Origin of the sequence: Streptomyces sp. NPDC050759 (genome assembly GCF_044456945.1) — a bacterium.
Lineage (GTDB): Bacteria > Actinomycetota > Actinomycetes > Streptomycetales > Streptomycetaceae > Streptomyces.
The window spans coordinates 1-13,076 of the sequence record NZ_JBITGI010000018.1; the positions used below are offsets into that span (position 1 = coordinate 1).

Consider the following 13,076-nt stretch of genomic DNA (forward strand, 5'->3'; position numbering starts at 1 on the left):
ACAACGGGATGCCGGCCACCGACCTGGGCGAGCAGGGCTGGGAGTCCCCGTGGAGCGGGCCCAACGGCGGCCAGTGCGTACAGACGAAGCTGCTGGCCGACGGCCGGGTGGCGGTGCGGCAGTCGACCGATCCGGCCGGACCCGCGCTGATCTACACCCCGCAGGAGATCGCCGCGTTCCTCGCGGGCGTCAAGCGGGGCCTCGCCGACCATCTCGCGGCCGGCTGAACGACCGAGCCGGACCTGCCCCGGCAGCGACCTGCCCGACACCCCCACGCACACCACCTGAAAGGGACAGGATGACCAACTCCCACTCCGCGCGGGAGATCGACACCAGTCGGCCCCACTCGGCCCGGATGTACGACTACTACCTCGGCGGCAAGGACCACTTCGACGTCGACACGAAGGCGGCCGAGACCGTCGCGGCCACCTACCCGGGCATCTTCACGTGCGCCCGCGAGATCCGCTCCTTCATGCACCGCGCCACCCGTGTCCTCGCCCGGGAGTACGGCGTGCGCCAGTGGCTGGACATCGGCACCGGCATCCCCACCGAGCCGAACCTGCACCAGGTCGCGCAGTCCGTGGCTCCCGAGGCGCGCGTGGTCTACGCCGACAACGACCCCCTGGTCCTCAAGTACGCCGAGCGCCTGATGCGCAACACCCCCGAGGGACGGACGGCTTACGTCCAGGGCGACTTCACCGACCCCGAGGCGATCCTCAGCTCCCCCGAGCTGGCCAGAACCCTGGACCTGAACCGGCCCGTGGCCCTGTCCCTCAACGCCATCCTGCACTTCGTCCCGGACGACTGGGACCCGTACGGCATCGTCTCCCGCCTCCTGGACGCCCTGCCCTCGGGCAGCGCGCTGGCCGTGAGCCACTGCACGGGCGACTTCGCCCCGGAGCTGTGGGAGAAGCTCGTCGGCATCTACGCCGCCGCCGGCACCCGGGCCCAGGTCCGCAGCCGGCAGGAGGTCGCCCGCTTCTTCGAGGGCCTCGACCTGCTCGAGCCCGGTGTCTCCCTGACCCACCGGTGGCGCCCGGACGACCCTCAGGGCTCCGGCCCGGAGCTCACGGACGCCGAGGTCAGCGCGTGGGCCGGGGTGGGCATCAAGCCGTGACCGGCGTCGGCCGTGCGGGAGCAAGTGCCCGCACGGTGGCCCGGACGGTGAATGGCCGTCAGCGGACCAGCAGGTCGATGACTCCCGTCAGGTCCTCCTCCCCGCTGCCCTCGGCGAGTCGGCGGCGCATCAACGCGAAGTAGGGGCTGAGCAGTTCGGGGCTGACGCCCTGTAGTTCGGCGGTGCTCAGGAAGGCCGGTGTGCCGGCCACCTGCATGGCGAGGTTCGAGACGACACCTCGGGTGTAGTCGCCGCTCCGCAGCTGGTCGGCGGTCCGGTGCACGGCCGGGGCCATCGCGACGAGCCAGTCGGCGAGCAGCGGGGCGAGCGCAGCGGGGTCGATGTCCTCCTTGCGGATCAGGGCGAAGGCGTGGGCGGCCCCCGCGAACATCCCGTACATGGCGCTGAGCAGGGCCATGTCGTACAGCGCCGCGAAGCCCGCGTCGTGGCCGACGTAGACGGTGCCGGCCGGGACGGCCAGCGTCTCCCGGTGCTGCTCGAACAGCTCCTGCGAGCCGCTGTAGAAGACGTAGCCGCCGGACTCCGGGACCCCGATCATCGGCGGGACGGCCATGATCCCGCCGTCCAGGTAGCGGGCGCCGCGCTCGCGGGCCCACTGGGCGCGGGCGCGGGCCTGGGCAGGTGTACTGGTGGTCAGGTTGACCAGGTCTATGCCGGCCAGGTCGGTGCCGGCCAACGCGTCCTCGGCCGAGGCGTCGTCCAACAGGCAGACGACGACCAGGGAGTTCGCGGCGACGGCCTCGGCGGCGCTGTCCACGACTTTCGCGCCCTCGGCGGCAAGGGGCGTGGCACGGGCCGGAGTTCGGTTCCAGACGGTGAGCGGATGGCCGGCGGCAAGCCAGGTTCGGGCCAGCGCGGTGCCCATCGCGCCGAGGCCGAGGAGCGTGACGGAGTCCTTCTCAACGGTGTTCTGTGTCATACCGATTAGGCTGGTCACCGGCCCATGGGTGATCAAGTACGCACTTCGGAGTGGGTGGTTACCCCGAGGTGAGCGAGCACGTCGGAGGGGTGGGGCATGACGACACTGAACCGGCCGGGCGCGCCGGACGGACACGTCTGCGGGATCGACGCCGCGATGGAGGTGATCGGCGGCAAGTGGAAGGTGCTGATCCTGTGGGCGCTCCATGAGCACCCCTGCCGCCGCTTCGGCGAGCTGCGCCGGCTGCTTCCGGGGATCACCGAGAAGGTGCTCGCCTCCCACCTGCGCGAGATGGAGACGGACGGGGTGGTGCGCCGCGTGTCCTACGACGAGGTGCCGCCCCGCGTCGAGTACTCCCTGACCGAGGACGGCGAGCGCCTCAACGACGCGCTCCGGCCTCTGGCCGCCTGGGGACGTGCGCGGCCGGCGGCTCAGCAGGCGGAGGAGAGGGCAGCCGGAAACCGGTGACCCACGTCCCGCGGGGCCGTGACAAGATCCACTGCCATGAGCATCCAACAACGTGAGGGGCCCGTCGCCCTGGTCACGGGGTCCACGTCGGGGATCGGCGAGGCCGTCGCACGGCGCCTCGCGGCGGACGGGACGCGGGTCGTCGTGCACTCGCGGCGCAGCACGGAGGCCGGGCGGGCGCTGGCGGCGGAACTCGGCGGTGCCTACGTACAGGCCGATCTCGCGGTGGAGGAGGAGGCCCGGGGGCTGGTCGAGACGGCGCTGGGTCACTTCGGGCGGCTGGACGTGCTGGTGAACAACGCGGGCATCAGCTGGCCGATCCCGCACGCGGACCTCGCGGCGGCGACCCCGGCGGACTGGCGGCGCCTGCTGGAGGTCAACCTCATCGCACCCTGGGTGCTGTGCACCGCGGCCCTTCCGGCGCTACGGCAGTCCCCCGGCGGCGGCAGCATCGTCAACGTCACCAGCCACGCCGGCGTACGGCCGAAGGGTTCCTCGGTGCCGTACGCGGCGAGCAAGGCCGCGCTGAACCACGTCACGCGGCTGCTCGCGTCCGCGCTCGGGCCCGATGTGCGGGTGAACGCGGTGGCGCCGGGTCTCGTGGACACGCCGATGACAAAGGACTGGGTGGAGGCCCACGAACTGTGGCGGGACCGCGCGCCGATGCACCGTCCGGCCCGCCCCTCCGACGTGGCCGACCTGGTGGCGTCGGTCATCGGCAGCGGCTATCTGACCGGGGAGGTCATCGTGCTCGACGGCGGCCTGAACCTGACCTGAACCCGGGCAGGGTCACGGCTGAGTGGGCCGGTCGGGTGGTCGCGGAGGGAAGGGTGACGAGGTCACGCAGCATGGTGTTACTGCGACCGGTGGTCGGTGCCGCCGTCGGGGGCGGCGGCCTGGGCCAGGCCCGTCCGGTAGGCGATGACGACGAGTTGTGCCCGGTCGCGGGCGTCCAGCTTCGTCATGGCGCGCTGCACGTGGGCGCGGACGGTGAAGGGGCTGAGGAACATCCGCTCGGCGATCTCCTGGTTGGACAGGCCGGTCGCGACCAGGGCCACCATCTCGCGTTCGCGCGGGGTGAGCACGGCGAGCTGTTCGGGACGGTGTGACGGGACGTCGTCCGGTGTGGCCAGGAAACGGGCGACCAGGGAACGGGTCGCGGCGGGGGACAGCAGGGTGTCGCCGTCGGCGATCGTCCGCACGGCGTCCAGCAGGTCCTCGGCGCCGATGCCCTTGCCGATGAATCCGCCGGCCCCCGCGCGCAGTGCCTGGGCGACGTACTCGTCGGTCTCGTACGTGGTGAGGATCAGGATGCGGCTGGCGCGCAGTTCCGGGTCCGCGCAGATCTGGGACGTGGCGGTGAGACCGTCCACCTCGGGCATCCGGATGTCCATGACCACCACGTCCGGGCGCAGTTCCCGGGTGAGCCTCACGGCCTCCCTGCCGTCGGCGGCCTCACCGACCACGGTGATGTCGTCGGCGGAGTCGAGAAGCAGCCGGAAGGCACCCCGCAGCAGGGCCTGATCGTCGGCGAGCAGCACCCGGAGCGTCACAGCGCATCCCCGGCCTCTGCGTCGCCCGTCCGTCCGTCGCCCGTCGCCGCGTCGGCCATCCTGCTCTCGGCGGCCGTTGCGCCGTCCGTCCCGTGCGTCACGTCCTTGGCGGGCGGGAGGGGCAGTTGGGCGGAGACGAGAAAGCCGCCCTCCGGGCGCCTGCCCGCGGAGAGGTGCCCCCCGACCGCGGCGGCACGCTCACGCATCCCGATCAGACCGTAACCGGGCGGACGATCCCCCGCCGTGGACGCACTCGGCGCCGCGGCGGCGGTCGATGCCGTTCGGGCGGCGCTCCCTCCGTCGTCGGCGACCGTGATGGTCACGCGGTCGCGGTTCCAGACGAGGCGCACCCGGGCGCTCCGGGTACCGGCATGCTTGGTCACGTTGGTCAGGGCCTCCTGGACGATGCGGTAGGCGGTGAGGTCCACTCCCGGCGGCAGCGGCCTGGCCGTGCCCTCCTGGTGCGCCGACACCTCAAGTCCCGCGCGGCGGAAGGACTCGAGGAGCGTGGGTAGCCGGGAGAGGCCGGGCGCCGGTTCGGCGGGGGAGGCCGCGTCCCCGGACTGACGCAGCAGACCGACCGTGGCCCGCAGTTCGTCGAGCGCGTCGCTGGTGGTCTCGACGAGCTCCTGGAGGCTCTTGCGGGTCTGCTCCGGGCGGGTGTCGAAGAGGTGGGCGGCGACCGTGGCCTGCGCGTTGGCCAGGGTGATCTGATGGGCCACGAGGTCGTGCAGTTCGCGGGCGATCCGCACCCGTTCCTCGGCCACTCTCCGGCGCGCCTCGCTGTCCCGGCTCTGCTCGGCCCGCAGGGCCCGTTCCTCCATGGCCGCCAGGTAGGCCCGCCGGTTCCGCACCGAGTGACCGAGTACGCCGGCCACCAGCGGGAACGCCGCCACCGCTCCCACCCTGCTGGCGTCCTTCCAGGACAGGGCCCCGAACAGCGGGGTCGAGGCGACCAGCAGCGCCACGGAGATGAGCGCCACCGCGCTCACCGCGCGCCGTTCGGTGCGCGCGGTGAGCGCATAGGAGTAGGCGGTGATCACGGCGGGAGCCGCGATGAGCGGGCTCAACAGCAGGCCCAGGAACGGCGCCAGCACGCCGCTCGCGGTCGTGACGGCCATGGCGGCCAGGGGCGCCCGGTGCCGCACCGGCAGCACGGCACAGGACACCACGGCGATGCCATAGGCGACGGCGGACGGCGGTGACAGCGTGCTGCCGTCGTCCTGCACCACGCCGCCGAGCAGACAGAGCGCGAACGCCGTCGCCGTGATCGCTCCCTCCCGCCACCACGTGTCGCGTGGTCGCCGGTCACCGCCCCCTGTGATCGTCATGGCCGGCTCAGTCCCGCCCGACGGGAAGGCGCCGCACCGCAGGGTCCAACTCGGCCGTAGAGGCGGGGACATGCCTGCTCAGTGCCTCACCCTCGATGTCCACATTCGGCAACACACGGTTCAGGATACGAGGCAGCCACCAGGCCCGGTGGCCGAGCAGTGCCAGGACCGCGGGTGCGATCGCCATCCGGACGACGAAGGCGTCGAAGGCGACGGCGGCGGCCAGGCCGACCCCCATCGTCTGGATGGTCGGGCTGGTCATCCCGACGAATCCGGCGAACACGCTGATCATGATGATCGCCGCCGCGGCCACCACGCGTCCGCTGTGCCGAAACCCGCTGACGATCGCCTCGCCGGGAGACGCGCCGTGGACGTAGGCCTCCCGCATCCGGGTAAGGAGGAAGACCTCGTAGTCCATGGCGAGGCCGAACACGATGCCGATGATGAGAATCGGCATCAGCGACATGACCGGTCCGGTCTGTTCGATGCCGAGCAGGTCCGCCGCCCAGCCCCACTGGAAGACGGCGACGAGGACGCCGAACGCGGCACCCACCGACAGCAGGAAGCCGAGCGCGGCCTTGACCGGGACCAGCACCGAGCGGAAGACCACCGCCAGCAGGAGCACCGCCAGGCCGATGACCACGGTCAGATACGGGACGAGGGCGTCCGACATGGCCTCGGAGATGTCGATGTTCATCGCGGTGGTGCCGGTCACCAGGACGGCGGCGCCCGTGTCGGCCTCGACACCGGAGACCGCGCCCCGGATCGCGTGCACCAGGTCCTTGGTCTCGCCGCTGTTCGGCGCGGTCCGCGGGACGGCGGTGAGGACAGCCGTGTCCTTGGTCCGGCTGAGCACCGGATCACCGACCGACGCGACCCCGTCCACTCCCCCTACGGTCTTGACGACCCGGTCCGTGGTGGCGCGGGTGTCCTCGGACGCCGACATGTCCACGACCACGGTCAACGGGCCGTTGAAGCCGGGGCCAAAGCCTTCCGACAGCAGGTCGTAGGCACGGCGCTGGGTGGTCTGCACCGACTTGGACTCGTCTCCTGGCAGCCCGAGTTCAAGGCTCAGTGCCGGTAGGGCAACGGCGCCGAGACCGAGCCCTGCGAGCATCAGCACGGCCACCGGCCGACGCAGCACGAACCGCGCCCAGCGGGTGCCGAGTCCGGCTGCGGCGGGCACCGGGTGCGGGCGCTCGCTTCCCGGCCGAGTGGCCTTGCGGATACGGCGGGACAGCACCCGCCGGCCGAAGAACCCGAACAGCGCGGGGACCAGGGTCAGGGCGACGAGGACGGCCAGGGCCACGGCGCCCGCGCCGCCCATGCCCATCTTGGTGAGTTCGGGGATTCCGACGACCCCCAGCCCGGCGAGGGCGATGATGACGGTCGCGCCGGCGAAGACGACGGCGGATCCGGCCGTGCCCACCGCCCGCCCTGCGGCCTCCTCCGGCTCGTGGCCCTGGACGCGCTCGTCCCGGAAGCGGGAGGTGATGAAGAGTGCGTAGTCGATGCCGACCGCCAGGCCCAGCATCAGCGCCAGGATGGCGACGGTGGACGTCAGACCCAGCGGAACGGCCAGCGCGGAGACCAGGCCGAAGGCGATGGCCACGCCCGTGAACGCGGTCAGCAGTGACAGTCCGGCCGCGACCAGCGACCCGAGGGCGAGGACCAGCACGACCGCCGCCACTGCCACGCCGATGAGTTCCGTCGTACCGCCCAGTTCCTCTTCCGCGTCCAGGGCCGAGCCGCCGATCTCCACGGTCAGCCCCGCGTCCCGGGCCTGACTCGCCGCGTCCTCGAGGGCGCTCTTCGTCGACCCGGTCAGGTCGACGGCATCCGCGGTGTAGGTGATCGTGGAGTAGGCGATGGTGCCGTCCTCGCTGACCGCGCCGGTCGTATAGGGGTCGGTGGTCGACGCGACCTGACCGCCCCCGTCCAGCGAGCCGAGCGCGTCCTCGACGGCCGCCTTGTTCTCCCCGGCCGTCACCCGCTGCCCGTCCGGGGCCCGGAACACCAAGCGGGCCTCGGCCCCCTGGGCGTTGCTCTGCGGGAAGCGCTCGTCCAGCAGGTCGAACGCCTTCTGCGACTCGGTGCCGGGCATGGAGAGGTCCTCTTCCTCCCCGGCCGGCGCCAGGGCGGCGGCGGCGACGGCCAGCAGCAGGGCACCCAGCCACAGCCCACCCACGAGACGGCGCCGACGGAAGGCCCACCGTCCGATCCGGTAAAGAAACGTAGCCACCTGTTGATCACTCCAGACGCCGCTAGGCAGGGGGAATGCGCGGGATGCGCACGCCTCCAACCCTTCCTTCCGGCGCCCTGACAGGCATCGTCCTCCGCCCCCGTCCTCCCCTGGTGCACCCGGACCAGCCCGTCACGTGTCCTAGTGCCTACGCACCAGGCCTACTCGAGCCTCGACGGGGCCGCCGGATGTACGTTTCCTCCATGGCCGTTGATCGGGAACTCGTGGACGCCGCGATCGGGCTGGCCCGCCACCGCTTCCCCGGACAGGACTGGTCCGGGGCCGCCGCGCTGCGTCTCGACGACGGAGCGATCCTCACGAGCACGGCCCCGGACGCGCCGAACAGTGCTGTGGGCCTTTGCCACGAGACGGGCGCCATCTGTGAGGCCTTCAAGCTGGGGCGGCGCGTGGTGGCGTCCGTGTGCGTGACCGCCGCCGACAAGGATCGGGGGTACTGGATACTGGCGCCCTGTGGTGTCTGCCAGGAGCGGCTCTTCGCCTACGGCCCGGACGTCGAGGTCGCGGTCCCGGAACCCGCCGACCCACGCCGCTGGCGAACGCTGCGGCTTCGGGACGTCCAGCCCCATTGGTTCGCGCGAGTCTTCCCGGACGATGTCTGGCCTTACGAAGCCCAGGACCCGGAATCCCGGAGCTGAGCCGCGCTTCGGGCACGGCACATCAGTGCGCTCCCCAACTCGACGCGCACCGCCCCCACTTCAGCCCGGCACATCCGTCAGCATCCGCCACCCCGGCGCGTAGTTCCCGTGCAGCACCAGTGACGCCGCGCCCACCGCGCCCACGGTCTCGCCGATCACGCTCTGCTCGACGGCGACCGCGCGGATCGTACGGGCGACGGACGTGCGGTTGACGGCGGCCTCGACCTCCTCGCGGACGATCGGCTCGATGCCGCGCAGCGCCTCGCCGCCGAGGACGACCCGGCTGACGTCGAGGAGGCTGGCGGCGCCGCGCGCGGCCTCGCCGATACGGCGCGCGGCACGCCGTACGACCTCGCAGGCGTCGGCGTCACCCGCGCGGGCGGCTCGGCGCAGGGCCTTCCAGTCATGGTGCACGGAGTCGGGCGTACCGGTGAGGCCGATGCGGTCGGCGGCGGCAGGGCCGTACAGGCGTAGCAGGTCGTCGATGATCGCGGCAGGGCTGACATACGGGCCGAGGCAGTCCATGGCACCGCAGTGGCAGACCCGGTCGCCGGGCTCCACGGCCATGTGGCCGAACTCGCCGGCGTTGCCCGAATCGCCGTGCAGGACCGTGTTGTTGAGGACTATCCCGGCACCGACGCCCGTCCCGAGGTAGAGGAACAAGAAGCTGCCGGCCCGGTCCGCGCCGCCGATCCAGCGCTCGCCGATGGCGGCGGCGGTGGCGTCGTTGTCGAGGGCGACGGGCAGGCCGGTGGCGTCGGCGAACATGTCGGCGAGCGGGACGCGGCCCCAGCCGGGGAAGTTGGGCGGGGAGACCACCGCGCCGGTGCTGCCGTCGAGGGGGCCGGGCGCGGCGATGCCGAGGCCCAGCAGGCGGGTGCGGTCCACGGCGCATCGGTCGAGGAGTCGCCCGGTGATGCGCGCTATGCGGTCCACCACGTCGGCCGGGTCGCCCGGGTCGGTGAGCCGCAGCCGCCGGCTGCCGATCACCTCGCCGGCCAGGTCGACGACCACGATGACCGCGGCGTCGGGGTCGAGGTGGACGCCGACCGCACACGCCCCGTCGGCCCGGAGGGTCAGCAGGGTGCGCCGCTTGCCACCGCTGGAGGGAGCCTGGCCGGACTCCGCCACGAGGCCCGCGTCGAGCAGCTTGCGGACGACGTTGGAGACGGTCTGGTTGGTCAGCCCGGTGAGGGCGGCCAGCTCGACCCGGCTCACCTGTCCCGTGGTGCGGATGGCGTCCAGCACGACGGCCTGGTTGTAGCCGCCGACCCGTGGCAGGTTCGTCCCGCTGAGCATCGTCACCTGTCGGTCACCTGATCCCTCGCCTGCGCCGCCCCGGCGCTCCCAGGGCGAAAGTTTACATACTGGAAGCATTGACTTCATCCATCAAATGGATTTAGCTGACGCCCATCAAAATCCGGCCATCGAGGCCGATCAGCGCAGGGTGGCGCAGAGGCTGGAGCGTCGTCCGAGCTGGCCTCCAGGCCGAGAACTCGCGGCTTTCCCTCAGGTTTCGCGTTCCGGAGGAACCCACTGTGCGCTCAAGAATCGTCACCGCCGCGGCCTTCACCGCCGCCACCGCCCTGGCCGTCACCGGCTGCGGTTCGGGCTCGTCAGGCAGCTCGGCCAAGTCCATCAAGGTCGTCTACTGGCAGAACCTGGACAGCACCAACAAGCTCCAGGCCACCTTCCTCGCCTCGATGGTGAAGGAGTTCACCAAGGCCAACCCGGGCACCAAGGTGAACCTCGTGCCGGTGACCGCCTCCGAGAACGACTACTACACCAAGCTCCAGCTCATGATGCGCTCCCCCGCGACCGCGCCCGACCTGGTCTACGAGGACACCGCGCTCATCAACTCCGACATCGCGGGCGGCTACCTCAAGCCGCTGGACGGCTACACCGCCAAGTGGGCCGACTGGTCGCAGTACGCCAAGGCCGCCAAGGGCGCGGTGACCGGAGCCTCCGACGGCAAGACCTACGCCGTACCGGACGACACCGACACCCGCGGGATCTGGTACAACAAGCAGCTCCTCCAGAAGGCCGGGATCTCCGTGCCCTGGCAGCCGAAGACCTGGGCCGACGTGATCGCCGCCGCCAAGAAGATCAAGGCGAAGCTGCCCGACGTCACCCCGCTGAACCTCTACACCGGCCAGGCGGGCGGCGAGGCCTCCTCCATGCAGGGCTTCGAGATGCTCCTGTACGGCACCCCGGCCGGCGACAAGTCGCTCTACGACGCCTCGCAGAAGAAGTGGGTGGTGGGCAGCCAGGGCTTCAAGGACGCGCTGGACTTCGTGCACACCCTCTACAGCCAGGGGCTCGGCCCGGCCAAGGAGCAGGCGCTGGGCGCCAACTTCGGGACCGCCGTGGGCACCGAACTCATCCCCGAGGGCAAGCTGGCGATCGACATCGACGGCTCCTGGATGCCCAACAACTGGAGTTCGGCGGCGGCCAAGCCGTGGAAGGAGTGGCAGTCGGTGATGGGCACCGCCGCGATGCCGACCCAGAACGGTCAGGCGCCCGGCAGTACGAGCATGTCGGGCGGCTGGGCCTGGTCGATCCCGGCGAAGGCCAAGAACCCCGACCTGGCCTGGAAGTTCCTGTCGACCACCCTCCAGACGAAGACCAACGCCGCCAAGTGGAACGCGACCAACGCCAACATCGCGGTGCGCACGGACGTCGCGTCGGACCCGACATACCTGAACTCGGTGCCGACCAACAAGTTCTTCACCGAGCTGGTCGCCGACACCCACTACCGGCCCGGGCTGCCGGAGTACAACCAGGTCTCGACCGCGATCCAGAAGGCGATGGAGTCCGTGACGACCGGTCAGGCCTCCGTCGACAAGGCCGCCTCGACCTTCGATAACGATGTCAAGGCGGCGGTGGGCGACGACAAGACCGCGGAGGGCACTTCGTGACCACCCTCGCTCCGGCGCCTCACGGGACCGGCGGTCACCCCCGCCGGTCCCGCGGGGCGCCCGCCCCCGCCGTCCGTTCGCTGCTGCGCGGTCTGCCGACGGTCCCGGCCGTGGTTCTGCTGGCCGTCTTCCTGGCCGGTCCGATCGCGTACTGCGTGTACTACGCGTTCACCGACATGCAGCTCACCGGGGCCGCCGGCACCCACTTCGTCGGCGTCGACAACTTCACCAGGGCGTTCAAGGACACCGACTTCCTCAACGCGATGTGGCTGACCCTGCTGTTCGTGGTCGGCTCCGCGGTGATCGGCCAGAACACCCTCGGGCTCGCGCTCGCGGTCCTGATGCAGAAGGCCACCCAGCCGGTGCGGGCCCTCGTCAACGGCGTGGTCATCGCGGCGTGGGTGCTGCCCGAGGTGGTCGCCGGCTATCTGATGTACGCCTTCTTCTACGACCAGGGCTCACTCAACTCGCTTCTGGACGCGGTGCATCTGCCGGACCAGAACTGGCTGTACACGATGCCGATTCTCGCGGTGTGCCTGGCCAACGTGTGGCGCGGCACCGCCTTCTCCCTGATGGTCTTCACGGCCGCCATCAACGACGTGCCGCAGGAGCTGGTGGAGGCCGCCGAGATGGACGGGGCCGGTCCCTGGCAGCGGCTGTGGCGGGTCGTCCTTCCGGTCATCAGGCCGTCGATCCTGACGAACCTGATGCTGATCACGCTTCAGACGCTCTCCGTCTTCGGGCTGATCTACACCATGACCCGCGGCGGACCGGGCAACAAGAGCGAGACCCTGCCGATCTTCATGTACCAACAGGCCTTCCAGAACAGCCTGATCGGCTACGGCACCGCCATCGCCCTGGTCCTGCTGGTGGTCGGCGCCCTGTTCTCCGTCGTGTACATCCGGCTGCTGAAACTGGAGGACGACTGATGGCCGCCGTCGCCACGACTCCCCCCGAGACCGTCACCAAGGTCCCTTTGGCGTCCAGCCGTCCACGCGGGCGCCGGATCCGTCCGGGGCGGATCACTGTCAACCTCGTCCTGATCGCCGTATCGGTCCTGTACGTCCTGCCCCTGCTGTGGATGGTGCTCGCCTCGGTGAGCGACACCAACTCCTTCCGGCTCAAGTGGCCTTCGGGGCTGACGCTCGACAACTTCGACGCGGTGCTCAACGTCGACACCACCTACCGTCCGATGCTCAACAGCCTGCTGCTGTGCGGCTTCGGCACGGCGGTGACCGTGGTGGCGTCGGTTCTGTGCGCCTACCCGCTCTCGCGCTACCGGTCCCGGGTGCGCCGGCCGTTCCTGTACACGATCCTGTTCTCCACCGGGCTGCCCATCACCGCCGTGATGATCCCCGTGTACAGCATGTTCGTACAGGTGAACCTGATCGACTCGATGCCGGGCACGACCCTGTTCCTGGCCGCGTCCGCGCTGCCGTTCGGGATCTGGCTGATGAAGAACTTCATGGACGGCGTGCCGATCGTCCTGGAGGAGGCCGCCCGTATCGACGGCGCGAACACCATGCAGGTGCTGTGGCGGGTGGTGCTGCCGCTGATGCGGCCGGGTGTCGTCGTGGTCACCATCTTCACGTTCATCGGCATGTGGGGGAACTTCTTCGTCCCCTTCATCCTGCTGCTGTCCCCGGAGAAACTCCCCGCGTCCGTCAGTGTGTTCACCTTCCTCTCCGCCCACGACCAGACGCAGTACGGGCAGTTGTCGGCGTTCTCGCTCCTCTACTCGCTGCCCGTGGTGATGCTCTACCTGCTGCTGGCCCGCAAACTCGGCGGCGGCTTCGCGCTCGGCGGCGCGCTCAAGGGCTGACCCGGACTCGTTCTCCCCACCTCGTCGTA

At 70.8% G+C, this 13,076-nt stretch carries 13 protein-coding genes; 8 read left to right on the forward strand and 5 right to left on the reverse strand.

Annotation, left to right across the window (positions count from 1 at the left end; genetic code table 11):
- Both ACIBJB_RS38040 and ACIBJB_RS38045 read left to right on the forward strand, forming a co-directional pair.
- Window positions 1–227: DUF397 domain-containing protein (locus ACIBJB_RS38040; RefSeq protein ID WP_398937854.1), on the forward strand; the 227-nt coding region annotated here is incomplete at its 5' end.
- A gap of 71 nt (window positions 228–298) precedes the next feature.
- Window positions 299–1,117, forward strand: coding sequence for an SAM-dependent methyltransferase (locus ACIBJB_RS38045; RefSeq protein WP_398937856.1), 819 nt, complete (start codon window positions 299–301; stop codon window positions 1,115–1,117).
- Between the two features lie 58 nt (window positions 1,118–1,175).
- Here ACIBJB_RS38045 and ACIBJB_RS38050 read toward each other — a convergent pair whose 3' ends face one another.
- Window positions 1,176–2,057, reverse strand: coding sequence for an NAD(P)-dependent oxidoreductase (locus ACIBJB_RS38050; protein ID WP_398937858.1), 882 nt, complete (start codon window positions 2,055–2,057; stop codon window positions 1,176–1,178).
- A 96-nt stretch (window positions 2,058–2,153) separates the two neighbouring features.
- Between ACIBJB_RS38050 and ACIBJB_RS38055 the strand changes: the two genes are divergently transcribed.
- Together ACIBJB_RS38055 and ACIBJB_RS38060 are read left to right on the forward strand one after the other, a co-directional pair.
- Complete coding sequence (locus ACIBJB_RS38055) at window positions 2,154–2,525, forward strand: winged helix-turn-helix transcriptional regulator (RefSeq protein ID WP_398937860.1); 372 nt, start codon at window positions 2,154–2,156, stop codon at window positions 2,523–2,525.
- Between the two features lie 36 nt (window positions 2,526–2,561).
- Window positions 2,562–3,302, forward strand: coding sequence for an SDR family NAD(P)-dependent oxidoreductase (locus tag ACIBJB_RS38060; RefSeq protein WP_398937862.1), 741 nt, complete (start codon window positions 2,562–2,564; stop codon window positions 3,300–3,302).
- Window positions 3,303–3,379: 77 nt separating this feature from the next.
- On the opposite strand, the gene ACIBJB_RS38065 is transcribed toward ACIBJB_RS38060, so the two are convergent.
- Genes ACIBJB_RS38065 through ACIBJB_RS38075 form a run of 3 tightly spaced genes read right to left on the reverse strand, consistent with a single transcriptional unit; the run spans window position 3,380 to window position 7,651 of the window.
- Entirely contained in the window at window positions 3,380–4,078 is a 699-nt protein-coding gene (locus ACIBJB_RS38065) for a response regulator (protein ID WP_398937864.1), read from the reverse strand.
- Window positions 4,075–5,409, reverse strand: a complete 1,335-nt coding sequence (locus ACIBJB_RS38070) for a sensor histidine kinase (protein WP_398937866.1) — start codon at window positions 5,407–5,409, stop codon at window positions 4,075–4,077. Before ACIBJB_RS38070 ends, ACIBJB_RS38065 begins: the two co-directional genes overlap by 4 nt.
- 7 nt (window positions 5,410–5,416) lie before the next feature.
- On the reverse strand, window positions 5,417–7,651 hold the full coding sequence (locus ACIBJB_RS38075; RefSeq protein WP_398937868.1) for an MMPL family transporter: 2,235 nt from the start codon (window positions 7,649–7,651) through the stop codon (window positions 5,417–5,419).
- Between the two features lie 203 nt (window positions 7,652–7,854).
- On the opposite strand from ACIBJB_RS38075, the gene ACIBJB_RS38080 reads away from it, so the two are divergent.
- The gene (locus ACIBJB_RS38080) at window positions 7,855–8,307 is read left to right on the forward strand and encodes a cytidine deaminase (RefSeq protein WP_398937870.1); all 453 of its coding nucleotides are present in this window, start codon (window positions 7,855–7,857) and stop codon (window positions 8,305–8,307) included.
- Between the two features lie 60 nt (window positions 8,308–8,367).
- Here the strand turns inward: ACIBJB_RS38080 and ACIBJB_RS38085 are convergent, their stop codons facing one another.
- A complete protein-coding gene (locus ACIBJB_RS38085) occupies window positions 8,368–9,606 on the reverse strand; it encodes an ROK family protein (RefSeq protein WP_398938212.1) in 1,239 nt (412 codons plus the stop codon).
- Between the two features lie 239 nt (window positions 9,607–9,845).
- On the opposite strand from ACIBJB_RS38085, the gene ACIBJB_RS38090 reads away from it, so the two are divergent.
- Genes ACIBJB_RS38090 through ACIBJB_RS38100 form a run of 3 tightly spaced genes read left to right on the forward strand, consistent with a single transcriptional unit; the run spans window position 9,846 to window position 13,047 of the window.
- Window positions 9,846–11,225 carry an extracellular solute-binding protein gene (locus ACIBJB_RS38090; protein WP_398937872.1) on the forward strand — a complete coding sequence of 460 codons (1,380 nt, stop codon included), beginning with the start codon at window positions 9,846–9,848 and terminating at the stop codon, window positions 11,223–11,225.
- Window positions 11,222–12,154 (forward strand): carbohydrate ABC transporter permease, encoded by a 933-nt coding sequence (locus ACIBJB_RS38095; RefSeq protein WP_057612543.1) that lies wholly within the window; start codon window positions 11,222–11,224, stop codon window positions 12,152–12,154. The genes ACIBJB_RS38090 and ACIBJB_RS38095 overlap by 4 nt, the downstream gene beginning before the upstream one ends.
- Window positions 12,154–13,047 carry a carbohydrate ABC transporter permease gene (locus tag ACIBJB_RS38100; protein ID WP_398937875.1) on the forward strand — a complete coding sequence of 298 codons (894 nt, stop codon included), beginning with the start codon at window positions 12,154–12,156 and terminating at the stop codon, window positions 13,045–13,047. Before ACIBJB_RS38095 ends, ACIBJB_RS38100 begins: the two co-directional genes overlap by 1 nt.
- Window positions 13,048–13,076: the final 29 nt, after the last annotated feature.

What these genes read in the sequence shown, in the direction of transcription:
- ACIBJB_RS38060 (WP_398937862.1), top strand. Translation starts at nt 2,562, where the DNA reads ATGAGCATCCAACAACGTGAGGGGCCCGTCGCCCTGGTCACGGGGTCC.
- ACIBJB_RS38055 (WP_398937860.1), top strand. Translation starts at nt 2,154, where the DNA reads ATGACGACACTGAACCGGCCGGGCGCGCCGGACGGACACGTCTGCGGG.
- ACIBJB_RS38045 (WP_398937856.1), top strand. Translation starts at nt 299, where the DNA reads ATGACCAACTCCCACTCCGCGCGGGAGATCGACACCAGTCGGCCCCAC.
- ACIBJB_RS38085 (WP_398938212.1), bottom strand. Translation starts at nt 9,606, where the DNA reads ATGCTCAGCGGGACGAACCTGCCACGGGTCGGCGGCTACAACCAGGCC.
- ACIBJB_RS38070 (WP_398937866.1), bottom strand. Translation starts at nt 5,409, where the DNA reads ATGACGATCACAGGGGGCGGTGACCGGCGACCACGCGACACGTGGTGG.
- ACIBJB_RS38100 (WP_398937875.1), top strand. Translation starts at nt 12,154, where the DNA reads ATGGCCGCCGTCGCCACGACTCCCCCCGAGACCGTCACCAAGGTCCCT.
- ACIBJB_RS38050 (WP_398937858.1), bottom strand. Translation starts at nt 2,057, where the DNA reads ATGACACAGAACACCGTTGAGAAGGACTCCGTCACGCTCCTCGGCCTC.
- ACIBJB_RS38080 (WP_398937870.1), top strand. Translation starts at nt 7,855, where the DNA reads ATGGCCGTTGATCGGGAACTCGTGGACGCCGCGATCGGGCTGGCCCGC.